Consider the following 23,449-nt stretch of genomic DNA (forward strand, 5'->3'; position numbering starts at 1 on the left):
TTGGCACCTCGATGTCGGCTCATCACATCCTGGGGCTGGAGCAGGTCCCAAGGGTTCGGCTGTTCGCCGATTAAAGTGGTACGTGAGCTGGGTTCAGAACGTCGTGAGACAGTTTGGTCCCTATCTGCCGTGGGTGTACGAAGCTTGAGAGGATCTGTCCCTAGTACGAGAGGACCGGGATGGACACACCTCTGGTGGACCTGTCGTGGCGCCAGCCGCGCAGCAGGGTAGCTAAGTGTGGAATAGATAACCGCTGAAAGCATCTAAGCGGGAAACTAACCTCAAAACAAGGCTTCGCCGAGAGCCGTGGTAGACCACCACGTTGATAGGCCAGGTGTGGAAGTGCCGCGAGGCATGCAGCTTACTGGTACTAATCGCTCGATCGGCTTGATCGTTCTTATCAAAACTTATGTTTGTGCTTTGTTGATCTGCTTAAACTAGCAGATCTGATGTCTTCTCGTTTTTCATCCGTTTCGTTGACCTGGTGGTTTTGCCGAGAGGTCCCCACCCGATCCCATTCCGAACTCGGTCGTTAAGCCTCTCTGGGCCGATGGTACTTTGTCTTAAGGCACGGGAGAGTAGGTCGCCGCCAGGTCTACCAAACGGATGAAACGTCCAACCCTTCAATCACGATAACTAACCCATAGCTTTGCCGCGGGGTGGAGCAGCCCGGTAGCTCGTCAGGCTCATAACCTGAAGGTCACAGGTTCAAATCCTGTCCCCGCACCCACTACAACCTCACACGTTGAGGATCTTGAGGCCCTCTCGGTAACACCGAGCAGGGCCTTTAGTTTGCCGTGCACCTCGAGATCGAATTTTCCGACGCCGGCCAACGGCTTGAAGTCGACGCGCTCAATGAGCTTCCGAACTTCGCCGACAATCTCCTCCCCATCTTCCCCTTCAAACACTTCATGCAGCCGCTGCGAAAGCAGGCCATAAACCTCCGCGGCCGCTGGATGCGGCACGACCTTGCTCGGGGTCTCGACGGACGCCAGCTTCCGCTCGAGCGCGGCCTTCCGGGCCTTCAAGCCTGAGGTCAGGGCCTCCAGCTCGGGCATCTCCATCATCTCGTTCATGAACATGTCGCGGGCGCGGGCCAGTTTGCGCTCGATCTCGGCCAGTTCGCGCTCGATCGGCGCGCGACTGGCCAGGATCTCCTTGCGCTCGGCGTCGGCCTGTTGCTGGAAGTCCCGCAGCGCGCCCGCCACCGCCCGCGGCGCCAGCAGATGGTTGTGAATACCTTCAATCACCCGGCGCTCGACCGTTTGCGCCGCGATGATCTTGCCGTTGCTGCAGGTCCCGCGCTCGCGATTGCCGCTGCAGGCGTACTTGCCTCCGTTCAAGGTCATGGCGGAGCCGCACAGGCCGCACTTCATCAGCCCCGACAACAGCCGCTTAGGCTTGCGGGCGTGCGAGGCAGGGGCGGCGGAAACCTGGGCCTGGCGGGCCTGGACCTCGGCCCACAGCTCGTCGTCGATGATCCTCAGCTGCGGCGCCGGCTCGCGGATCCACTCCGACTGCGGGTTGAGGACCGAGCTGCGGCGGCCGGTCTCCGGATGCTTGCGATAGCGCCGACGGTTGAACACCCGCGTACCGACATAGAGTTCTTGGCAGAGGATGCCGTCCTGGGCGCGGCGATCGCCATAGATTGCAGTCGGCGACCAGGCGCCGCCGCGCGGCCCGGCTACGCCCTCGGCGTTGAGGGCGTGGGCCAGGGCCTTGGGCGACGCGCCGCTCGCATAGGCGCGGAAGATCCGCCGCACGACCTGCGCGTGTTCTTCGTTGATGCTGAGCACGCCGGTCTCGACGATGTCGTAGCCGTAGCAGCGGCCGCCTCCCGAAAAGCCCTGCTTCACCCGCGCCACCAGCCCCCGGCGGGTCTTCTTGGCGAGCTCGACCAGGAACATCTGGTTCATGGTGCCCGAGAGGCCGACGTGGAGTTCCGAGATGCGGCCTTCGGAGAGGGTGTGGAGCTCGACGTTATGGAAGCTGAGGCGCTTGAAGATGTGCGCCGTGCCCTCCTGGTCGCGGGAGATCCGGTCGAGGGCCTCGGTCAGCACCACGTCGAACCGACCCCGCTCGGCGTCGCTGAGCAGGGTCTGGACGCTGGGCCGGTTGGCGAGCGCCGCGCCGGAGATCCCGCGGTCGGCGAAGGCGGCGACCTCCTGCCACCCGCGGGCCTGGACGACGCTGCGCAGCGCCCCAAACTGATCCTCGGCCGAGCGCTCGTTTTGCAGGTCCGACGAGTAGCGGGCGTAAAGCGCGACGCGCATCTCAGATCTCCCCCCAGGAAATGGTCGTGGCCGATAGACGTTTCGCTGCCAGCCTGGCAAGCGCCGAGATCAGCGGCTGCAGGATCGCCAGCTCCTCGTCGGTGAGATCCTGGGCGGGGAGGGCGGCGCCGACGTCGGTGACGCAGGCCTCGCCGGCGGCGGCGTTATCGTTCGCTCCGCGGATGAAGCGGTCGGCTTTCTTCGGCGGCGGTTGCATGGGCTGGCCGGCGCTATGAAACGGTTTAGCGGCCACCGCGCACCACAACCTTGACGTTGTGCTTGGCCAGAACATGCTGGGCGTCGCGGTAGATCTGGTGCGCTTTGGAACTCGGGACGTAGAGCTGGTTAGGCTTCTCCATCCAGCCGCAACCCTCCAAGTTTGAGGCCGCCCAGTCCTCGCCGAGCGCCTGGATCAGGTCCGTCCGCAGCCACTCCGGAACATCAGCGGTATGGGGTTTGGCAGGCGGCGGAATGCGAATGGGCCCGGCCGGGACCGCGCGGGCCGCCCGGGAGTGTTCGCGGGCCTCGACCTTTTGGACGCCCGGCCCGGCGTTTCCGCCGCTGCGGGCCGGGGCGTCCGTTTGAATATCAGTTTGGCTTCTAGAGTTATTCTTATATGCGCGGCTCATTTTGCTGGGCTGATCGCCTGGGCTGCTGACCTGGCCGGCCAAGTTGCTGGCCTGCCCGGCCTTCCCACCGTCCTCCAGATCCGCAGGATTTTCCGAGCCCACCACCAACATCGTGATGATGGTGTCGTTGGGCGCGAGCCGATACAGCGGCAACCGCGCGCGGGGCATCACCCTGCGATCCTCGGTCTTCACGATCAGCTCCTCGTCCTCGAGTTTGCGCAGATAGTTCGTGATGGTCCGCGGGCTCGCATTCATGAGCTTCTGGAAACGGGGGCTGAAGACGTACACGCGCGCTTCTTCGTCAGCGTAGCTGGTCAGAAGATTGAGGAAGGCCTTGGCGCCGAGCTTGAGCTCGGTTTGGGCCTCGCCCCAGCGCCAGAGCTCCTTTTTCAGCTTGGTGGGGCCGTCGTCGTGCCCGCTGAGCGAACGGCGGTTGGGGTGGGGCATGTCGGATCTCCTCGGCAAAATGTGCTGAGAAACTGATCACGACTGTCTCGGCGTTCGCGATGGCCTGTGGTTGTGCCGGGCGGCCCGCACAACAACTGGACTGTCAGTTTTGTCTAGCTGGCGTCACTAGGTCGGCCGGGGTGACCCCAAGCGCTGCCGCTAAGCGCCCGATCACCAGTAGGCTTGGATTTCGTCGCCCCCGCTCGATCCCGCCCACATAGGTCAGGTCGATGTGCGCCTCGAACGCGAGCTGCTCCTGCGTCATGGCCCGGTCGCGGCGAAGCCTCCGAACATTCTCGCCAAAGACAGTGCGCCAATCCATTGCCATAACGGCGCTGATCGGGCCTATAGGCTCTAGGGAATATAGTCCCTATTTGCGTTGCGCCGTGAGGAGCGGGCCTATGGTTGGGATGTACGGTCGGCTGTTGAGGGTGCTCGATCAGGAAGACGAACCGCGGTTGGCAGCTCGGAACGCGCTCGCGGCGCTAAGGGAGCCGACCCCTGAGGTGCTTTCGGCTGGCATCGCCGCAGATCAGTGGATCGCCGCCATCGAAGCAATGCGCTCCGCCGCGGAGGCCGATGAGATTGGAGAACAGTTGGCTATCGCTGCCCAGCGAAAGCGGCAGTGGCCACAGGTGCGGCGTCAGCTTGAGGCGCTCGGTTGCCAAGTGACTCCCACCGACGTGGACGGTGATCGATGGGAAGTCACAGGTCCGTCGGTCAACGTCGAGGTGGACCTCCACACCGGTGAACTATGCGGGCTCGATGGCCATGTCATTGGGACCGACCCAACGATCCTAGCTGGCGGCTTCTATCGCGTTGAATGGACGTTTGACGACGTCATACACGCCGTCGAGGGACAGATCCGCACCCTTCGGGTGAACAGGGAGAGGCGGGCGCGGCTTGCCGAAATGCGGAAGGCTCATGTGTGGGTGCAGGGCGAAGGCTGGATCAAGAAGGGGACCTTTTTGGCCAATAATCTCGGTCAGAATGACTAGAATGGCGCGTGCCCTCTAGCTCAGTCCCACGACGCCTGACCTATATTGCGCTTAGAGGCTCAGGACGCCGACGACTTGCTCGTCTGTTCCCCTGACATCCCCGAGGCGATCACCCAAGGGGGGCTGGATGAGGCGACGGCTCAGGCCGAGGGCCTCAGCCGAGTTTCTTTGGGTCGCTTAATGGGTGGCGACGAGAAGGCGGTCCGCCGGATCCTCGGCGGCAAGCATATTAGCCTCGAGCTTGAGTTGCAGAGGCTAGCTGCCGTGGGGATAGACCCGCACTGGCGTTCTAGATTGGCACTCTGGTGGCTGCCCCGCGGGGGCGCGGGACCGCCGCAGGTCTCTCGAGCGATCGAAAGAAAAGGCGCTCGCAGAGCATGCCTCTGCGAGCGCCTTTGGTCTCAAAATGGAAGTCTACAGGTCGGCCGCTCAGATGAGCGGCGGCTCACCGATAAAGACGGCATATTCGAGAAAGAAATCACGACATTCGTACTCGAGAAAATCCCTCGCTTCGTGAGATTTTGGACGGAGGGTGTCAGTCGGAATGCAGATCTTCGAACCGACGAGATGATCATAGAACGCCTCCACCCCAAACTGTTCGCGAAAGTCCTCAAACATTTCGCGCGGGAATGCTTCAAAGATGCAAACGGCTTCGGTCGTCACGGCCTGCGCCTGCGGGCTGAACGAGAGCCTGCCAAAGGCAAGGTGATGCTGAGTAAATTGCGGGAAAGTGAACATTTGAGGTCCTTCTGGTGAGGCCCATGATTTGTGCGAATTCTCGATCAATCGCGACGAGAGCGTGTTGTGCCGGACGGGCTACACAACAACCTGCAGCTGCCTAAATGTGGTGAGGCACCGGCAGGCCGCCTGTGGGTCGAACTTCAGATGCGCGCCGCTATCGCCGCGAGCGTACGCTCCGATGGGGCGCTATTTGCCAATCGCATGGTACGCCTCAACCCAGTCTTATGTGCTGCCTCGCCTCGGAGAATGTCATGACGGATGAAGCCGGCCGCGCTCGGAAGCCCCACTCAGAGCCGCTGAAGCATGCCATGTGGCGTCCGATCTCTGAGGCGCCGTTCACTGGAAACCAATGGGGAGATCAGCCCCACCAAACCTTGCAGGAACTTGATGACTGGTACCTGTTCGCGCGGCAGGACGAACATGGCTGGGTGATCTGGGTCGGCACGCTCGACGCTGAGGATTGGATCGGCCGCGATGATCAGCGCGCCTGTTGGGGGAGCGAGCCGCCCACCCATTTCATGCCGCTGCCGCCGCCCCCGACAACTGCAGAAGTCTGATCTTGCCGCGGGTGCGATGCGTCGTCGAACCCGCTGCGCGCCGCACTTATCCCCCCGCCTCGCCTGGTGGCTTCGTGCGTTAGATACACCGCGATCTCTGAAATCAACGCAGCCATTGCGGGCAAAGGCGCTGCCGCGTGCATTTCCTCGCTGTTGGAGACGCAAAACTACTCGTCCGTTACAGCCGCAGCATCAGAGACAATTGACGTGGCGAACCGAGCTTCCCCTACCCAGGTGCTCATCTGAAGGCAGTCGGCACCTCTATTGCTCTTAGGCGGCCGCCCGTTTCTTCACATCGTCCAGAATTGCGATAACAGCGTCAGTATCGACGAGGCTGAAAAGCCCCGACACTCCGAGTGGATTGAAGTCGGTGAACGGGCTTTCGTAGAGCAGGCCTGGGTCCATCTGCCCCCGCTCCGTGAGGTGGTCGATGACCGTGTTTAAGAACTCGATCTGGCTCGCTGAAAGGGCTCGCCCTTCCATGAATGCGGCAAAGGCTTCCTTGGCGGCCTCACGATCCAGGCCGACCAGAGACCGGATAAATAATCCAAGACCGCCCTCAGATTGCAGCCTGACGATATCCTCGGGTTCGGCGACGCCGGCCTGGACAAAGATGCGTTCCAGCTCCAACAGATCCGTAGGCGTCAGGGGCACGTTGCGGCGCAGCTTCAAGATGGCGAGGTGGCTGGCGTTCTCTTGCAGGAAGTGCTGCGCCTTTCTTCTGAACCGATCCATGTCAGCGCCGACACTGGTGCCGCGCAGTTCGATCTCGGTCCCTGCCCCGATCTCATCCTCGAAGTCGGTGCGAATGATCGGTCGCTTCTTGATCTCGATCAGTTTGATCAGCGCGCGCAGTCGACGGCGCACGACTTCAAGCATCGGCGCGGTCACGTCCTGCCAGTAGTCGTCGGATTGCACCTCCTGGATGAACGCCAGTTCCTTGGCCACCATCGGAATGTTGCCCTTCTCCTCGAGCAAGTTCGCGATCGCGACGATCTTGTCCCGCAGTCCGGCGAAGCTCGCCTCCGCCCTTAAGACCGAGAGCTGAGTTCTTAAAATGAGGGCGTCGAACTGTTTAGCGGCGATGTCATCATCAGAAACACTTGACGGCAAACCAGCCAAGTCATGGATCAGCTCTGCCTGGTCATCAAGCCCGAGCCGAGACCAAGCCTCGGGAGCGGCATACTTCTCGACGAGTCGCCGCTTTGGCCGAACCAGGAAGTTGTCCAGGCTCATGCCGCCGACGATGTCGCGTAGGCCACTAGCGAGATCTTCGCGCAAGGTTCGAACTTCATCGTGCAGGCCATCACCCTCCGCAACCGATAGCACCCAGCTCTGGCCCTCGGGGAAGACGCCCGCGCGCCCAGGAGGATGCAGGCCGTCGAGCGCTCCGATCAGTTCGACGCGCGCCGCGAACAAACGTTGGCTCAGCGATGCGCCGAGCGCCCCATCGGTCACGTCGGGGTTCTGGTTGAAGAACTCCAGGTTCTGGCAGAAGTCGAAAACCGAGAAGTAGGCCTTATCCACGCCAGGCCCGAACAGGTCGGGGCAAAGCCGGGTGCCGCGGCCGATCATCTGCCAGAACTTGGCCTTTGAGCGAACGATCTTGAAGAAGACCAGATTGACTACCTCGGGCACGTCGATGCCTGTATCCAGCATGTCGACAGAGACGGCGATGTGCGGCGCTTTGTCTGGCTGGGAGAAGTCGTCTATCAGCGTCTGGGAGTAGGAGTCGCCCGAGATCACCACTCGGGCGAAGGAGCCCTTCAGGTTGGGGTAGGCGAGGTCAAACCGCTCAACGATGAAGCGGGCGTGGTCCTGGTTCTTGGCGAAGATGATGGTCTTGCCCAAGCGGTCGCCGTCCGCCACGCGCTGACCATGGGTCATCAGGTGTTCAAGCACCTTGTCGACCGTGTCGGCGTTGAACAGCCACTTGTTGACGGCGGCGGGCTCGACCACGGCGGGAACGTTGCCGTCCTCATCCCACTCCACAGCGTCCCAGGCTTCCTGCTCGTCTTCGGGAAGGTCATCGTAGCGAATGCCCTCGCGCTCGAACCGCAGCGGCACGGCAACGGCCTTCGGTGGAACCAGGAACTTGTCGCCCACCGCCTCGTCCAGGTCGTAGGCGTCGGTTGGCACGCCACGTTGCAGGTTGAACAGGCCGTAGGTGTCGCGGTCGATCTCGTTCTTGGGCGTGGCCGTCAGGCCGACCAGCAGGCTGTCGAAATAGTCGAAGATCGCGCCATACTTCCGATAGACTGAGCGGTGGGCTTCATCGATGACGATTAGGTCGAAATGACCGGGGCCAAAGCGCCGCGCCTCACCACCCTCCTTGCCGTCGATCAGCCCCATCATGGTGGGATAGGTCGAGACATAGACGCGGCCGGTCGAGGTGCGATCCGAGATCAGGTTCACCGGCGAGGCCGAGGGCAGGAACTTCTTGAAGGCCCCCGCGGCCTGGTTCACCAGCGCTTTTCGATCTGCCAGAAATAGGATGCGCCGCGCCCAGTTGGCCTTCATCAAGAGGTCGGCCAGGGCGATAACCGTCCGAGTCTTGCCTGACCCCGTCGCCATCACCAGCAGCGCGCGGCGTTGCTTGTCCTTTTCGAAGGTCTCGGCGACCCGGCGGATGGCGCGGGTTTGATAATAGCGTCCTGCAATCTCAGCATCGATCGCGGCGCTGGAGAGCGGACGCAGGGTCGTTCGGCGGCGTATCGCCAGCTCCAGCTCGTCCTTGGTGAGGAAGCCTTGGATGGCGCGCGGTGGATAGCGACGATCGTCCCAGATCCAGTGCTCGTAGCCGTTGGTGTAGAAGACGATCGGGCGTTGGCCGGACTCGGCTTCCAGGCAATCGGCGTAGAGCTCGGCCTGGCGTTGGCCGACGCGCGGATCCTTCTTGGTGCGCTTGGCCTCCACAACGGCCAGCGGCTTGCCATCATCACCCCGCAACACATAGTCGACGAAGCCCTGGCCGGGGCTGTTGGGCATTCCGGTGACAGGAACTTCTAGTTCCAGATTGCCCGCGCTGACAGACCAGCCGGCCTCGCGGAGGAGCAAGTCGATGAAGAGGTCGCGGGTGGCAGCCTCGTTATAGTCGTGGTCGTCGGCGCGCGCCGTGTTGGCGGCCTTGGCGGCAGCGACCTCCGCACGAAGCTGGGCCAGTTCGGCTTCCAGCGTGGCTCGGCTCTCATCGCTGGCGCGGGCCTGCGCTTCGGCGGCCTCACGCGCCCGGACCGCCTCGACGAAGCGCGCGGCGGCCGCGTTCAGTTGATCCAGCCGCTCGGCCGGCACGGCCAGGTTCAGCGGCAGGGCGTCGGCCGAGAAGGTCAATGTCCCTGATGGCTTCTCGCCCCGTGCGTAGGTGCGCACCAGCCAGTAAGACAGGTGGAACAACTCACGCGCCGCGGCCACACCGTCGGCGGCGGGAACGGTCTTCGACTCGTGCGCGGCGCGGTTGCCCAGGTCCTTGAGCGCGCGCGCCTTGGTCAGGAGGGGCGCGCCGACCAGCGCCTTGAAGGTCGGTTCGTGGATGCGGGCGGATAAGGTCGACTCATAGGGCGACCGCAGGTTGGCCTCATGGCGATAGAGCCAGTCGACCATGGTTTCCAGAGTCAGGCGAGCATAGAAACACGCTCCTCGCGCGTCGCTGCGCGCCATGCCCTCAACACGGAGCGCCAGCGCATGAATCTGTAGAAACTCGGCGGCCAGGAAGGCGAACTGGGACATCAGGCGACCGCCTTCAGGCTAATCTTCGGGAAGTGCTCGGCGAACGCCGCACGCACCGGCGCCCAAAGGGCGGGGGCCAGCGGCCACTTGCAGTTGACGGTGTTGAGCACCGCGTAGCCGGCGGCGACGAGGTCGTCGGCCAGGGCCTTTTCCATGGCGCCGACAATGTCGCGCAGCGGCACGTGCGCCGCCATCAGGGCCTCGCGGGTCGCGCCGTCGGCCTTGGCCACCTCGTCATAGAGCGGACCGTGGCTGACCAGGTGGAAGGTACAGGCATCCAGCGCGATGCTTCGCTTGTCCAGGTGTTTGCGAAGGGCGTTCTGGGTGGTGACCTTGCCCAGATGCTGGCCCATGCGGGTATAGGGCGCATTGGCGTGCGGGCTGGAGTTGTCGCCGGTGCGGCCGACGTAGAGCAGCTCGCCCGTCGGCGTCTCGACCCGCCAGACATACAGCCAGAAGCCGCGACGCAGCATCGGGCCTGGCAGGGTCAGGACGTGGGTCGCGGGCGCCATGACTTAGAGTTCCCCCCGGAAGGCGCGGTGCTGGAGGGAGGCAAAGAGGGCGTCGAGGTATTTCAAGCTTTCCCGAGACTGCATTATCAAGGCGTCGATACGAGCCACGTCTTGAGAGAAGCGCTCCTGATCTCCGCTTGCCGGGAGCGGAATAGGTGTCTCGGAGAGCTGCTTAATATTGAGAGTTGGCTGCGCTACTGTCCTCGTTTCAGAAATAAAGTAGCGCTGACATGCTTCGCTCTTAAGATATTCCGAGAGATATTCACGATTGATCTTCATTGGATCAGATGGGATTCGAGCCACCGCGCGCGCGATATTTGCCCCGGCGAGCTCCGGAGATGCAATTGCAACTGATCCAATAGAGCCGACACAGGCGACGAGTATCTCATCGCCTTTCAGGCGAGAGCGTTGATATTGGGCTTCGATCTTCGGGTCGATTTGCTTCATGCTGCCCGATCGGAAATCTCCATCGACGATGTTGCCCACCCTAACGAGGCTGACGCCGTCTTGGAAATCATCGCCTGGCTGAACTACGCCATAGTTTATTTTATCCCCTCGTCTAACGAGTTCGGCGAGGAGAACAGAACTGCTCTCTAGATGGGAGATGTGGTTTAGCATACATTCAAGAAGCGCTTGTTTGAGCGTTCCTGCGAACGCAAGCGCCTCCCGCCGCTTGCGGCGCAGGGCGTCGGCTTGGTCGAGGATCGCCGCGATCCGCCGTTGTTCGTCGAGTGGAGGGAGGGGGATTTCCACACCCCTGACCAGATCGATATTCAAGTTCTTGACCGTGGCGCCTGAGGCGAGACGTTCAAATTTTCGATAGGTGTAGGGACTGCTCAGAACCTGAAACAGATAGTCGGGGTCGGTGCCCGCTGTTTTCGGGCTGAGCGAGAGCCATCCATCGTGTATGCAGCCTGAGGTCGCCATAATATAGGGTCGCCCGAAGCTCATCGAGTTTGTTAGCAAGAAATCACCCGGCGCTACGACGCGTGAGCGCGACACTCCTGCTGGTTTGATCTTGCGCTTAGTTGACCGGATGTATTTCGCGCTATCGGTTGCGTCGCTGATCGATACCCAGTTAACCCCGTCGTCCGCTTCTGTGAGATAGTTTGCAATTGGACGGGGCGAACCACCCCGCGCGATCTCAAATAGATCCCCGAGCGCTGCCGAGGTCCAGCTCACCTCACCATCTCCTCAAGCTTGACCAAGCCCTCGGCGATCTCCGCCTCCAGCTTTCTTAGCTGCGCGATGATCACCGCCGGACTGTCGTGCTCGACAGCCGCGTGCACCGTCTCCTTGTAACGGTTGATCGACAGGTCGTAGCTGCCGTCGCCGGCGATATCGGCCTTGGCCACGCAGAAGCTCTGGGCCGTGCGCGGGCGCTCCGACTCGGCGGCGTCGCGGTCCGCCCAGCGCGCCAGCAGGTCGGGCAGGTTGTTCTTGTCGTGCTCGGCCTGCGCCAGGTCCACGGCCGGGGCGACGCCCAGCCGGTCCTCCGCTAACAGCGGCTGGCGCTTGTCGTCCAGAGACCAGCCGTCGGCCTTCATGTCGTAGAACCAGACGTTCTCGGTCCCACCCACGCCGGTCTTGGTGAAGATCAGGATGGCGGTCGAGACACCTGCGTAGGGACGGAAGACACCCGAGGGGAGGGAGATCACCGCGTCCAGCTTATGGTCCTCGACGATCATCCGACGCAGTTCCTTGTGCGCCTTGGACGAGCCGAACAGCACGCCGTCGGGCACGATCACCGCCGCCCGGCCGCCCACCTTCAGCAGGCGCAGGAACAGGGCCAGGAACAGCAGCTCGGTCTTGCGGGTCTTGACGATGCGCTGCAGGTCGGCCGCCGTCTGCTCATAGTCCAGCGAGCCCGCAAACGGCGGATTGGCCAAGATCAGATCGTACTTGTCCTTCTCGCCGGCGATGTCCTCGCTGAGGCTGTCGCGCGCCTCGATCAGCGGATTTTCGATGCCGTGCAGGATCATATTCATCGAGCCGATCCGCAGCATGGTCGGGTCGAAATCGAAACCGTGGAAGGCCTTGTCGTGGAAGTGCTGGCGCGCGGCGGCGTCGCGGAAGATCTCCGGATGCTTGTCGCGTAGATATTCGCCCGCCCCGACCAAGAAGCCGCAAGTGCCCGCGGCGGGGTCGCAGATCACGTCGCCGGGCTTGGGCTCCATCAGAGCTACCATCAGGTTGATGATGTGGCGCGGGGTGCGGAACTGGCCATTCTGGCCGGCGCTGGCGATCTTGCCCAGCATGTACTCGTAGACGTCGCCCTTGGTGTCCCGATCGGCCATCGCCACGTGGTCGAGCTTGTCCACCACCTTGGCCAGCAGGGCTGGCGTCGGGATGGCGAAGCGGGCCTCCTTCATGTGCCGGGCGACCGCGCCCTCGGCGGCGACCTTTTCGCGGATGAACGGGAAGACGTGCCGATCTACGATCCGGTACATCTCGCGCGGCTCTAACCCCTTGAATCGCGACCAGCGCAGATTGTCATAGGGCTCGCCGTCGTCATCGGCGCCTTCGGGGAAGATGCGTCGCTCGATGGGCTTCTTCAGCGCCTCGGCCCTGCGCTCCTCGACCGTCTGCAGCTCGTCCAGGCGCTTGATGAACAGCAGATAGGTCAGCTGCTCCATGACGCTGAGCGGATTGGAGACGCCGCCCGACCAGAAGTCGTTCCAGATGCCGTCGATCTGATTTCTGATCTCGCCCACCAGCATCAAATGCCCCCACGCACTTCGCCCTTGGCGCTGGCCAAGGCGATTTCAAACTCATCTCGATTGGCCACTACGACCGGTGTCTCGGCTGGCGAATCGGTGGCCACGTCCAGACGCAGCCTCTTCTTCAAATAGTAGAGTAGGGCTTTGCGCACCGACAGCGCGCTGCGCCCTTTGGGCATATCGTACTCCCAGGCCACCGCCTCCTGTTGGCTCGCGGACAGGGCGGGATTGGGCCGCAGTTCCACGCTGAAGGTCTCGGTCCAATCCTGATCAGCGGCGGCCGATGCGCCAGCCGAAGCTTTGTCTCGCAGGGCCCGCCAGCGTGATAGGATGAAATCCTTGAAGTCGCCGTCTAAGTGGCAATAGCCACGCACGTGCCACCGCAGACCGTCGGAGCCAAAGGCGTGCGGTGTAATCCGTCGCCACAACGAGTCCGGCCGGCGTGGGCTCATTGACTGATACTGGACTTCGATCGATGCGCCTTCTCGCATCACTGTCAGCAGATCGCGAAACAATAGAGGATCAACTCGCCGCGCAGGCACGGGCATCGCCTGGGCGTCGGGCGCGACGCCGATCCAGGTCTCGTCCAGGCTGATGACACCCTCGGCCTTGGCTCGGAGTTGCGACAGGTAGCGATCCGCGCTGAGAGCCAGGAAGCGCGGCGCGAATTCCGGCGTCGCCACATAGCGCTTGGCGCTGGCGTCGTAGTGCAGATTCGCAGGCGCAAGCTCGCGGTACTGGCTCAGATCGTTCGACGCTTGAGGCACTGAGACCCCAAAGCGGTCAGTGATCTCCGAACGATTTACGCCCCCTTCCCAGAAGGCCCGAAATTCAATGAATTCAAGGCGCTGCTCCGCCCCCCACCGCATCTTTGCACCATCGCCAGCCATCATCGTGCGCACCAAACCAGAATAGAAACTTGACGGGTATAAAAACTATATCCATAAAAATACTATTCCCACCGACCGCTGCGGTCAATTCCGCAACGGCTCCATCGCGAAAGGCGAATGCGAAATGTCTGATCTTCAAGTCACCTGCATCAACAAGACTCCGCGCAATGACCCCCACCAGGGCATCACTTATCTCGGCGGGGCGGGGTTCAAGTACAGCCGCCAGCAAGTCGTCGATTTCATCAATGGGCGTATCCACACGTTCTACACGAAGACGAATGGGGTCCGCGCTGAGATCGGCGTCAACGGCAATGCGCCTAACCAGTGGGTTCAGACCTACGCCGACAAGCAGTGGAACAACAATCTGTTGGCCCTGCCCGAGTGCCGTTGATCGATCAAAAGCCGTGGGGGCTTTGCGCCCCCGCGGCCGTCGCTCGCCACTTCTAAGACTTAGCCGGTCAGGACGCCCCCCAAATGCTCCCTCTCATGATCATCACCACCATCGCGGCTGTGTTGGCCTGCTTGTTCGCGACGCTCAGCTTCTTCCGACGCCAACCGGGGCCGAAAGCCGACCCGGAAGTCGTGGCCAAGCTGGCCGTGCTTGAAACGGGAATGCGGGACATCCCCAGCACCGGGCGTGAAGAGGGCAAGCTGCTGCGCGACGAACTGCGCAACGCGCTATCGACGCATCAACAAGGCCTCGATACTCGGTTGGCGACTTTCGCTCAGGGGCAGGGCGAGCAACTGTCGGCGATGCGTCAGGAAGCCTCCGACGGTCGGGCCAAGCTTGAAGAGGCGCTGGTCGTCGCCACCGACGCTTTCGCTAACACCCAGACCACGCGGCTTGGCGAAACCAACCAGGCTATGAAGGATCTCGCCGAACGGCTCCAGAAGGCTCAGGACACGGCGCGGGAGCTGCAGAAGCAGGCGCTGGACGGCATGGCCATGAAGATCCAGGCCCTCACTGAAGCCAACGACAAGAAGCAGGATGCAATCCGCGAAGCGCTCGTCCTTAGCCTGGACCAGCTTCGCAAGGAGAATGAAGCCAAGCTTGAGCAGATGCGCGCCACGGTCGACGAGAAGCTGCAGGGTACGCTGGAGGCCCGTCTGGGCGAGTCCTTCAAGCTGGTCAGCGACCGGCTGGAACTGGTCCATAAGGGCCTTGGCGAGATGCAGAGCCTCGCGACCGGCGTAGGCGATCTGAAGCGCGTCTTGACCAATGTGAAATCGCGGGGCGGCTGGGGCGAGATGCAGCTGGGCATGCTGCTGGAAGACATGCTGACGCCCGAGCAATATGAGAAGAACGTCCGCATCCGGCCTGATTCCGGCGAAATCGTCGAGTTCGCCGTCCGGCTGCCTGGCAAGAGCGATGACATGGCGCTCTACCTTCCGATCGACGCCAAGTTCCCGCACGAAGACTATGACCGGCTGCTGGTCGCTCAGGACGCCGGACTGGCGGAAGACGCAGAGAAAGCGGGGCTGGCGCTGGAGCGGGCCGTTCGGGCACAGGCCAAGGTGATCTCCGAGAAGTACGTGCATCCGCCGTACTCGACAGACTTCGCGATCATGTACCTACCGACGGAGGGGCTCTTCGCCGAGATCATCCGCCGACCGGGTCTGTGCAGCGAGCTGCAGGCTCAATACCGGGTCATGCTGACGGGACCGACCACCTTGGCGGCCTTGCTCAATAGCCTGCAGATGGGTTTCCGCACTCTGGCGATCGAAAAGCGCTCCAGCGAGGTCTGGCAGGTGCTGGGCGCCGCCAAGGCGGAGTTCAAGAAGTACGGCGATGTCTGGGACAAGCTGAGCAAGCAACTCGCGACTGCGCAGAATACGGTCACCGAGGCAGGCAAGCGGACGCGCGCTGTTGAGCGCAAGTTGCGTGATGTAGAGTCGGTAGAGTTGCCTATCGGGGCCGATGTCTTCGAGGCATTGCCAGACCTTGGCGGTGAAGAAAGCGACGAAGACGTCGCCGCGTAGGGCGAGCCAACTGGAGCTCCTACATCAGGTACGGGCGCCTCGCCCTAACTACAAATTATAGTTGAGCTTTTGCTGTAAATTTGATCACTGGAGGGAAGTCGGAGTGTGGGGGCGCCTCGACGCCATCCGTCCGGCTCGCCCCCAGAGCGTGGGGGCGTAAGTGGAACAGATTCTGGATCTCATTCTGGCGGGGTTGGAGGTTGTCTACGGGCGACCCTGGCTCGCGCTCTGTGTTCTGATCCTGATGTTTATGTGGGCGGGCGCACTCGTTTTCCGAGCGCACCGGCGGGTCGGGCCCTATCTCAAGTCGGCGAGATTACGGGTGAGCGCGCTGCGGACCGCCCTAGGCGATTCAACGGAAGTCGTCGATCAACGTGAGGCCTTCGGCCGCAACTACCTCGATGTGGCGGCGGCTCTCGACGTTGAACAACCAGGGGCACATGCGCTGGTGCAGGCTTGGCGAGAGTTCCATGAGTCAATCATCGACGAAAACGTTTCGCCGATCCGAAACACCATCCGCCCCGGCACCTATTTTCATCGCGCTGCGCCCCGCCTGACTGACCTGGCCTTTGCGTCGAACGTCTTCGTCGCCGTCGGCCTCATCCTGACCTTCATCGGGTTGGTGGTGGCGTTGCATACGGCCGCCGGCAACATGGGTGATCCGAGCAAGGCGCAGATCGCCTTGACGCTCTTGCTAACCGTCGCTTCTGCGAAGTTTCTGACCTCGATAGGCGGCATCGGCGCGTCGTTGTGGCTGCGGTTCGCGGAGCAGGGCCTGGCGCGCAAGGTCAACGCTGAAACAGAAGAGATCTGTGCATTACTCGAGCGCGGTTTGCTTTATGTGCCGCCGCAGCGGCTGGCGGCCGAACAATTGACCGAGCTGCGCGAGCAGACCGCGCAACTGAAGTTCTTCAATCAGGATGTCGCTTTCCAGCTTGCAGACCGGATCAACGCGGGCGTTACCCAGGCCTTCGCTCCGATGGCGTCGTCGTTGACGGCCCTGAATGAGAACATGGCCGCGGTGACTCAAGGCATCGGCAGTGAGGCGGCCAAGGCCATCGCGGACGTCAGCGGCCAGCAGCTGCAAGGCCTGAGCGATACCCTCGCAAGTCTCAGCCAACGACTTGATGCGATGACCACCTCGGTTGGAGCTTCGGGTGATCATGCGGCGGAACAGATACGCGCTGCGGGCTCGGACTTTGCTCAGGCGGCCACAGTTATCCGCGAGGCCTTCGACAGGTTGGTCGCCAACGTCGATGGCATGGGCGGCAAGCTCGCAGAGCAAGGCGAAGCGGTCGCGCGCACTCAGGACGAAGCGCTGACACGAGTCTTGAGTGGCCTCGAGAGCGCTCAGGCGAGGTCAGCCGAGGCCGTCGGCGACGCGGTCAAGGCTTTGCAATCAGCTGGCGCCCAGGCTGCGGAGACGATGCAGCGGGAGGTCGGTGCCGCACTGGCAGAAGGCGTCGCTGAGAGCCAGCGCACCTTCCGCACGGCCCTGGAGGAGGGCGGTGATGCACTCCGTGGAGCCGCGTTAGGGCTTGCGCAGGCGGTAGGGGAGGCGGCCGAGAGTATCGAGCGCGCCTCAGCAGGCTTCGTTCGTAGCGGCGACAGTGCTGCCCGGACGGCCGAGGCAATGGACGGGGTAACCGGACAGGCGAAGACAGCAGCGACGTCGCTAGGCGACGCCGTAAAGGGCTTCTCCACCGCAGCGGCACCCGTTGCGCAGGCCGCCCTGGCCGTCAACGAAGCGGCGTCAAGCATAGCCCGCGCCATCACCACGAGCCGCGACACCAACGCCGACACACTGCGCGGTCTCAGTGCTCTGGCAGATGGCATCAAGGAAACGCAGTCGGCCGCTGAGACGGCGTGGCGCGACTACCGCGCACGGTTCGAAGGTGTCGACAAAGCTCTCGCTCAGACAGCAGAGAAGCTCGGCCAAACGCTCGGCGATAGCTTTGACGAGTTCCGCCGCTTCGCCCAGAGCTTCGACTCCGAAATGGCGGCTGCGGTGTCAAAGTTATCGACCACCGCGACTGCGATTGAAGAATATGCTGGCGCACTCGACGAGTATGTAGATGAAAGAAAAAAGTCGACGCTGGAGGCCGCTGAATGAATGCGGAGGAGGCGTATGAGCATACCGTCGAGGAAGAGAACTATTTCGTGTCCATGACGGACATGATGGTCGGGATGATATTCATATTTATCATCCTCCTCATGTACTATGTGCTCCAATTCAGCACGACTATTTCACGCTTTGAAGACGTCAATGAAGCGCGTGCCAAGATCGCGATTGAATTGAAGGAGGAGCTTGAGAGACGCGGTGTCGCGGTGACGATCGAGGAAAACAGCAGCGTCCTGCGGCTCAAGGACAACGTCCTGTTCGACAGCGCCCAATCCGACGTGAAGGTGGAGGGCTGGCCAAAGGTTGTCTCCCTCGCGGAAAGCCTGCGTGCGGTGCTCCCCTGCTACACCGACGAGGCACCGACGGTCATCCGGCTCACAAGGGGCGTCTGTAGCCCCAGTCCGCACAGGATAGAATCGCTGTTCATCGAAGGGCACACGGACACCGACGGCTTCAGCGGTCTTGGTATGGTCGACAATCTTGATCTCTCCGCCAAGCGCGCTGCCAATGTCTATCGGCGCCTGAAGGGTGCCGACGGCGGACTGGCCCAGGTTTGCACCAAACGGGAAACGGGCCGTTGTGTGCCGGTCCTGAGCGTCAGCGGCTACGGTTCAGACCGGCCCGCCGATGGTGATTTCGCGGCCAAGGATAAGAACCGCCGCATCGACCTGCGCATCGTGATGCGCACGCCGCCGACAGAGGAATATCGCAAGGTCGAGGCCGGGATGGCTGGCTCGTGACCGTCCTAGCCAGACTTCTCGCCGATCCGGCTCACCTGCTTGGCAGAGCAAAGGCGAAGGCTCCCGAGCCGCTCCGCTTGAGACGGGCCGTTGCAGCTATGAGCGACGGGGGCGGAGCCTCGATCGTGGCGGACAACACCGAGGTAATCCAGCTCCGCATTGCCGCCGCGGTGCGGGATGGCTCCGCAGGCCTGAATCGCCTCTCTCGCCGCGACCTGCGTGAAGGTTGTCGAGTCTTTCTTCATCCGCCGCAGCCGCCCGGGCGGATTCATGATGTCGGTGCGCCTTTGATCGAGGAGGTCGTACGGCTTCAGCGACGGGCGGCTTATTTGGCTCTGATTGACGCTTATTTGGACGGGTTCGCCATCGACGATCCCGATGTCTCTCGCCTCGCCGCAGCGTTGGCGGCGACCGGTCGGAACTGGCCCTGGCGTTCAACGGACTTCTGGCCCCAGCGGGTCAAAATCTTCAGGCTCTTCGAACCAACAGAAGCGCCGGCGCGGCTTGCCGCCGCTGTCCTCAACTCGGAAGCACCGCCTCGCGCCATTCTCGACAGCGCGGGTCTCCACTCTGAAGGTCGCCGCAAGGGAGGACTGGCGGAGGCGGCGTTTCGCACGGCCTGCGTCCAGGCTGCAAGCAAGGTCGGAAGACCGGCCGTGTCGATGCAGGAGCGGATTGTAGCCTGGGCGCAGGATGGCGGCGGCGCATTGGCTTTCCCGAGGGCATGGCCCGATTTCACCGCTGCTTTGTTCATGCCCTGGCGGAGGGACGATCCATCAGCCTCGCATAGGAGCCTCCTGATCGAGGCTGCGGTCGGCTACGGTGGCGATCCGCGGGTGAACGAGAGCCGCTGGAGGCCCGTGCGGCAGTCCGTCGGAGACGCCTATGACGTCATCGTCCGTTGGCTCACTAAGGCTTCGGTAGAGCAGTTTTTCGATATCGTCAGTGAGACGATGACTGATCGCCCAGACATGTGGGAGCAGCGCCGTAAATTCTGGACTGCCTACTTGAAGGCCGACATGATTTCGGCTGCGTGGGTGGCCTTCGGTGCCGATGGCGCCTTGCGCGCGAGTCAGGCGGCCCGTCGCAGTTCCGACAGTGGCCTTTCGATGTTCGGCCGCCTCTCGTCCGGCGGGGGTCGGAGTTCCGAACATGCAGCTCTCATCATGCGGATCGGCGATCTCACCGTGGTCGAATGGAGCCACAACGGTCGATGGAACATCTGGCGTCGCAGCGACAGCGGTGCGCCAGGTCTGTTTAGGCACAATTCAAGGGGGCTGCCCGATTACGCCCCACCGGATCTGATGAACGCACCCATGAATGGCACGCATCAAGGCTCCTGGGAGTGGAAGCTGGCTGAAACCATCCGTCAGGAAACGGGATTGCGACCTTGAAAAATTGGTTCGGCGGCAAGTCCACCGCGAAATCCGAGGCACGCTTTCTACATGCTGTGGAAGGCGACGACCTGATCCTGACCTTGGTGAATGGGCTGGACGCCGCGCCTGCTTCTTCATGGCCAGGACTTAAGCCTGAGGCGGCGCAGGCCATCTGGTCGTTGCAGGCCGCGGCCGAGGATGCTCGGACGGGCGATGACGGGCGCGTTCTGGTCGAGGCCAATGAGAGCTCCATTCGCCTGAGACCGTCCTATCTCGCGGCGCTGGATACGGTCAGCGCATCGGCCTTCTCACTGCCTCCGCCGACGAATCTTGGGTTGGATCTGAAGTCCATAGGACGGATCGACCAGGACGACTTTCACCTGCAGGTACGTTGGGTGCGCCCTGGCGGTCAGCCCGCGCGCGCAGATCTGAACGGTGCACTGCTCACCACTCTCGATGGGCTGCGTCGCCTCCCGGAACCGCTGTGGTCGCTCCACAATGCCGCCACGCGCCTGGCTTCGCCGCTGGAGAAAGCTGAACGTTTCAAGGCTCTCGCCGACCTTCGGGCTCACTGGCCGGACGATCCGGCCGCGCCAGTCGACAGTGATCTGTTTCTGCGGGATCTTCGCGTTCACTACGCGTCCAGCTTATCGCTCCGGCTTCGTACGCTGACACCGAATTGCACCGAGTTTGACCCCGTCCTGTTCGGTGCCCGCTCGCTAGCGGATGCCGAAGATTTGGGCCGAAGTCTGGACGAGGAACTAGACAACGTCCTCACGCCCGCCGCGCAGAAGGTGTTTGCGGAGCACCGCTTCCGCAGAGAGCCGGAAGCTCGCCCCGTCTACCTTTTGCGCGATGGCGAATACGTCTTCATCGATCCCGGGCTGCAACCTGCGCTCAACGTCGTTCGGAAGCTTCAGGAACGGCCCGAAGCGGAACGGCGAGCTTTTGTACTCAATCCTCGCCGCGTGTTGCGCGAGCATCTGGGACACGCGCTGTCCGAAGAGATCGGCCTGGATGCCCTCTTTGTCGAGACAGATCAGTTCTCGGGCCGTGTTGCGGGGGTGGACGTCTGGCGTGCGCCGGTCCTGCCTTGGTTGACACCAATCGGGAAGAATCAATGGCTTCCGGAACGCTTCGGATTGCGCATCGGCGAGGACTATTTCTCGCTGCCGCCCGAGAATGTTCTCGCGGTGATCGAACAGGTGGAGGTCGCAGCGGCCGCGGGCCACGCGACGGCGCCAATCGGCGATCTTCTGCGTCCTGCCTCTGACGATGGTCCTCCCGCGCCTCGGGATTTGCCAATCAATGAGCAGACAATTGACGCTGTCAGAAGCCTTGCGCCTTTCGCTCTTGGAGCCTCGCCTCCGTCGGCCGGTCTGGAGGAAGCGCCTGCCATCTGGGACGGGGAAGTCCAGGGCAAACTATTCCTGGTGGTTCGGGAGAACTTCGAAGAGGTCGAGTACGCGCCGCTCGACGCTGCGGGAGAGCCCACTCCTTCGACAGATCAGATATCCATCCCCGATCGATTGCGCGCGTCCCTGAAACTTCACCAGCGACATGGGCTGATTTGGCTGGCGCAGAACGCCAGGGCGAGGCGGCCGGGTGCGCTGCTCGCCGACGACATGGGGCTGGGCAAGACGCTGCAGGCCATCGCGTTCATGGCCTGGCTCCAGGATGAAGCTGCCGCGGGCCGCAGGCCAAGTGCGCCCTTCCTCATTGTGGCGCCGACGGGCCTTCTTGGGACGTGGCGAGACGAAATCGCCAAGCACTTAGATGTTCCCCGTTTGGGCTCTCTAGTACCCGCCTTCGGTTCTGACCTGAAGTCACTGCGTGACGAAGATACCTTCGGTACCCGGGATATCGAGACGGGTCGCGCGTCGCTTAAGGCCGAGTCCTGGCGCGCCGCCGGAGTGGTGCTAACCACCTACGAAACGCTTCGGGACTATCACTTCAGCTTCGCTCGAACGCGTTTCGGCCTGATCGTCTATGACGAAATCCAGAAGCTGAAGAACCCCACCAGCCAGATGACGAGGGCCGCCAAGGCGCTCAACTCGACCTTTACGCTCGGGATGACGGGTACGCCGGTCGAGAACCGACTTCAGGATCTATGGTCCATCATGGACGTGCTGGCCCCGGGCCTGCTTGGCGCCAGTCGGGACTTTGAGCGACGCCATCCCTCAGGTGATTCCGCCGCGTTGGCCCGTTTGAAGGTGCAACTCACCGAGGGGCGGAGTGGCCAACCCGCCTATATGTTACGCCGTCTGAAGAGTGAAGCTCTCGAAGGTATGCCTCAGAAGCACATCCATACGATGTCAGTGGATATGCCGCCAGTTCAGGCCCAAGCATACCGTGATGTCGTAATGAAAGCAGCCGCGGCGGCGTCAGGCGGCAATATGGGGAAGGGTGGCATGCTTTCGACGCTGGCGTCGATGCGCGGTGTCTCCCTTCATCCTCTCGACCCCCGCCAGGCCCCGGCAGACCTCGACATCTACGCCCGAGATTCTGCGCGCTTGTTTCATACGCTGAAGGTTCTTGATGAGGTCGCCGCCGGGCGGGAGAGGGCGCTCATCTTTGTCGAAGACCTCGCCATGCAGGAACGTCTGTCTGGGCTGATTCAGGCGCGGTTCAAGCTTCCAAGTCCGCCAATGCGCATCAACGGCTCGGTGCCTGGTCATAAACGACAGGGAATGGTGACAGCCTTCCAGCAGAACCATGACCGGTTCGACGTCATGATCCTGTCCCCCAAGGCCGGTGGCGTTGGGCTTACTTTGACCGCCGCCAATCATGTCATTCACCTGTCACGGTGGTGGAACCCGGCGGTGGAAGATCAGGCGACAGACCGGGTGTTCAGGATCGGCCAGACCAAAGACGTGCATGTGTACCTACCGTTGGCGGTGCATCCTGACCCGTCGATCCGTGAGGCCAGTTTCGACCTACGCCTCAATGCGCTCATCGAGCGCAAGCGCCAGTTGACGCGGGATCTGTTCCTGCCGCCGGATGCCAGCGACGCGGAGCTCTCCGACTTGTTCCGGGAGGTGTCTCTGGGGGCGGAGGTGCCGAGTGACTCGCCAGCGCGCCAGCCGGATACGGTCGCTGATGCGGGGCGTGCAACTGTTGAGCCGCGAGCTGTGCTTAGCCTGCCCAAAGTTCTGGTCGACGCTGGGGTCCGCCATTGGCGCTGCGAAGCGGGCGCGGCGCGCCCGACCGAGGCTCTGGTTGCTATGTTCGCCGGTAAGGACATCGTTCAAGTGGCTATTCGGGATCCGTATGCGCTCGCTCGATCAAGCGCACGCCAAGCCCAGGTTCGATTCCTCGTGGCGCTCAAGGAAGTATCCCGCTCGCTGGGGGCCGTCACGATCGAGTATGCTCCCGAAGCCGAGGGTGATGCTGATGATGGGGGTGCCCGTCGGGATCTCGGCGCGATTTACTCGCGGGCATTCGGCGGCGGCGGTCCTAGACTGGCGCTGAATCGACGGAGCAAGCGCTCTCGCGATGACGACTTTCATGATCGTTTCGTCGAAATCGATGTCCGCCATGCCGGGGGTGCGATCCGACGGTACGAGGTGACGATTGGTCGAGGTGTCGAGGCACTGTTCGACTCCACCAAGCAATGCACGGTAACTTATGCCCCCCCGTCGGCCGTATGACGCGAGTGCACACCACTGCATGCCCCGCTGGTGGTCGCATGGGCACTGATGGCGTTAACTTTCTGACCTCTGCCTTGCGCTACCTAGG

The 23,449-nt window shown here is 62.4% G+C and carries 18 protein-coding genes, 1 tRNA gene, 2 rRNA genes and 1 pseudogene; 12 read left to right on the plus strand and 10 right to left on the minus strand.

Annotated features, from left to right (window positions below):
* The 4 genes from Q8M13_RS06025 to Q8M13_RS06040 form a co-directional block, all read left to right on the plus strand.
* Positions 1-395, plus strand: a 23S ribosomal RNA gene (locus tag Q8M13_RS06025); the annotation flags it as partial.
* Positions 396-480: 85 nt separating this feature from the next.
* Positions 481-595: ribosomal RNA gene (gene rrf, locus Q8M13_RS06030) — 5S ribosomal RNA — on the plus strand.
* 58 nt (positions 596-653) lie between these two features.
* Positions 654-730: transfer RNA gene (locus Q8M13_RS06035), tRNA-Met, on the plus strand.
* Positions 731-969: 239 nt separating this feature from the next.
* The gene (locus Q8M13_RS06040; RefSeq protein ID WP_305298879.1) at positions 970-1,236 is read left to right on the plus strand and encodes a hypothetical protein; all 267 of its coding nucleotides are present in this window, start codon (positions 970-972) and stop codon (positions 1,234-1,236) included.
* An 11-nt stretch (positions 1,237-1,247) separates the two neighbouring features.
* On the opposite strand, the pseudogene Q8M13_RS20975 reads toward Q8M13_RS06040, so the two are convergent.
* The 4 genes and pseudogenes from Q8M13_RS20975 to Q8M13_RS06055 all read right to left on the minus strand — a co-directional run.
* Positions 1,248-2,273: pseudogene (locus Q8M13_RS20975) on the minus strand (recombinase family protein); the annotation flags it as partial.
* A 1-nt stretch (position 2,274) separates the two neighbouring features.
* Positions 2,275-2,490 (minus strand): hypothetical protein, encoded by a 216-nt coding sequence (locus Q8M13_RS06045; protein WP_305298880.1) that lies wholly within the window; start codon positions 2,488-2,490, stop codon positions 2,275-2,277.
* Between the two features lie 25 nt (positions 2,491-2,515).
* A complete protein-coding gene (locus Q8M13_RS06050) occupies positions 2,516-3,349 on the minus strand; it encodes a hypothetical protein (RefSeq protein WP_305298881.1) in 834 nt (277 codons plus the stop codon).
* A 103-nt stretch (positions 3,350-3,452) separates the two neighbouring features.
* Positions 3,453-3,677, minus strand: a complete 225-nt coding sequence (locus tag Q8M13_RS06055; RefSeq protein WP_370869963.1) for a helix-turn-helix domain-containing protein — start codon at positions 3,675-3,677, stop codon at positions 3,453-3,455.
* Between the two features lie 73 nt (positions 3,678-3,750).
* Here Q8M13_RS06055 and Q8M13_RS06060 point away from each other — a divergent pair, with 73 nt between their 5' ends.
* Positions 3,751-4,347, plus strand: a complete 597-nt coding sequence (locus Q8M13_RS06060) for a hypothetical protein (protein WP_305298883.1) — start codon at positions 3,751-3,753, stop codon at positions 4,345-4,347.
* Between the two features lie 429 nt (positions 4,348-4,776).
* Here the strand turns inward: Q8M13_RS06060 and Q8M13_RS06065 are convergent, their stop codons facing one another.
* Positions 4,777-5,085, minus strand: coding sequence for a hypothetical protein (locus Q8M13_RS06065; RefSeq protein ID WP_305298884.1), 309 nt, complete (start codon positions 5,083-5,085; stop codon positions 4,777-4,779).
* A gap of 254 nt (positions 5,086-5,339) precedes the next feature.
* Here Q8M13_RS06065 and Q8M13_RS06070 point away from each other — a divergent pair, with 254 nt between their 5' ends.
* A complete protein-coding gene (locus Q8M13_RS06070) occupies positions 5,340-5,645 on the plus strand; it encodes a hypothetical protein (RefSeq protein ID WP_305298885.1) in 306 nt (101 codons plus the stop codon).
* 270 nt (positions 5,646-5,915) lie between these two features.
* Here Q8M13_RS06070 and Q8M13_RS06075 read toward each other — a convergent pair whose 3' ends face one another.
* The 5 genes from Q8M13_RS06075 to Q8M13_RS06095 are packed head-to-tail and all read right to left on the minus strand — an operon-like array spanning position 5,916 to position 13,370.
* The gene (locus Q8M13_RS06075; protein WP_305298886.1) at positions 5,916-9,371 is read right to left on the minus strand and encodes a DEAD/DEAH box helicase family protein; all 3,456 of its coding nucleotides are present in this window, start codon (positions 9,369-9,371) and stop codon (positions 5,916-5,918) included.
* Positions 9,371-9,883, minus strand: a complete 513-nt coding sequence (locus Q8M13_RS06080; RefSeq protein ID WP_305298887.1) for a hypothetical protein — start codon at positions 9,881-9,883, stop codon at positions 9,371-9,373. The genes Q8M13_RS06075 and Q8M13_RS06080 overlap by 1 nt, the downstream gene beginning before the upstream one ends.
* A 3-nt stretch (positions 9,884-9,886) precedes the next feature.
* A complete protein-coding gene (locus Q8M13_RS06085; RefSeq protein ID WP_305298888.1) occupies positions 9,887-11,065 on the minus strand; it encodes a restriction endonuclease subunit S in 1,179 nt (392 codons plus the stop codon).
* Positions 11,062-12,597, minus strand: a complete 1,536-nt coding sequence (locus tag Q8M13_RS06090; protein ID WP_305298889.1) for a class I SAM-dependent DNA methyltransferase — start codon at positions 12,595-12,597, stop codon at positions 11,062-11,064. Before Q8M13_RS06090 ends, Q8M13_RS06085 begins: the two co-directional genes overlap by 4 nt.
* A 5-nt stretch (positions 12,598-12,602) precedes the next feature.
* Positions 12,603-13,370: a WYL domain-containing protein gene (locus Q8M13_RS06095; RefSeq protein WP_305298890.1), complete on the minus strand. Its 768-nt coding sequence runs from the start codon at positions 13,368-13,370 to the stop codon at positions 12,603-12,605.
* 247 nt (positions 13,371-13,617) lie between these two features.
* On the opposite strand from Q8M13_RS06095, the gene Q8M13_RS06100 reads away from it, so the two are divergent.
* The 6 genes from Q8M13_RS06100 (at position 13,618) to Q8M13_RS06125 (ending at position 23,361) form a co-directional block, all read left to right on the plus strand.
* A complete protein-coding gene (locus Q8M13_RS06100; RefSeq protein WP_305298891.1) occupies positions 13,618-13,884 on the plus strand; it encodes a DUF3892 domain-containing protein in 267 nt (88 codons plus the stop codon).
* A gap of 83 nt (positions 13,885-13,967) precedes the next feature.
* The gene (locus Q8M13_RS06105; protein ID WP_305298892.1) at positions 13,968-15,473 is read left to right on the plus strand and encodes a DNA recombination protein RmuC; all 1,506 of its coding nucleotides are present in this window, start codon (positions 13,968-13,970) and stop codon (positions 15,471-15,473) included.
* A gap of 160 nt (positions 15,474-15,633) precedes the next feature.
* Positions 15,634-17,586, plus strand: a complete 1,953-nt coding sequence (gene zorA, locus Q8M13_RS06110; RefSeq protein ID WP_305298893.1) for an anti-phage ZorAB system protein ZorA — start codon at positions 15,634-15,636, stop codon at positions 17,584-17,586.
* The gene (locus Q8M13_RS06115; RefSeq protein WP_305298894.1) at positions 17,583-18,335 is read left to right on the plus strand and encodes an OmpA family protein; all 753 of its coding nucleotides are present in this window, start codon (positions 17,583-17,585) and stop codon (positions 18,333-18,335) included. Before zorA ends, Q8M13_RS06115 begins: the two co-directional genes overlap by 4 nt.
* 125 nt (positions 18,336-18,460) lie before the next feature.
* Positions 18,461-19,729, plus strand: a complete 1,269-nt coding sequence (locus Q8M13_RS06120; RefSeq protein ID WP_305298895.1) for an EH signature domain-containing protein — start codon at positions 18,461-18,463, stop codon at positions 19,727-19,729.
* Positions 19,726-23,361 (plus strand): DEAD/DEAH box helicase, encoded by a 3,636-nt coding sequence (locus tag Q8M13_RS06125; protein ID WP_305298896.1) that lies wholly within the window; start codon positions 19,726-19,728, stop codon positions 23,359-23,361. Before Q8M13_RS06120 ends, Q8M13_RS06125 begins: the two co-directional genes overlap by 4 nt.
* Positions 23,362-23,449: the final 88 nt, after the last annotated feature.

Source organism: Phenylobacterium sp., from assembly GCF_030681155.1.
Taxonomy (GTDB): Bacteria; Pseudomonadota; Alphaproteobacteria; order Caulobacterales; family Caulobacteraceae; genus Phenylobacterium.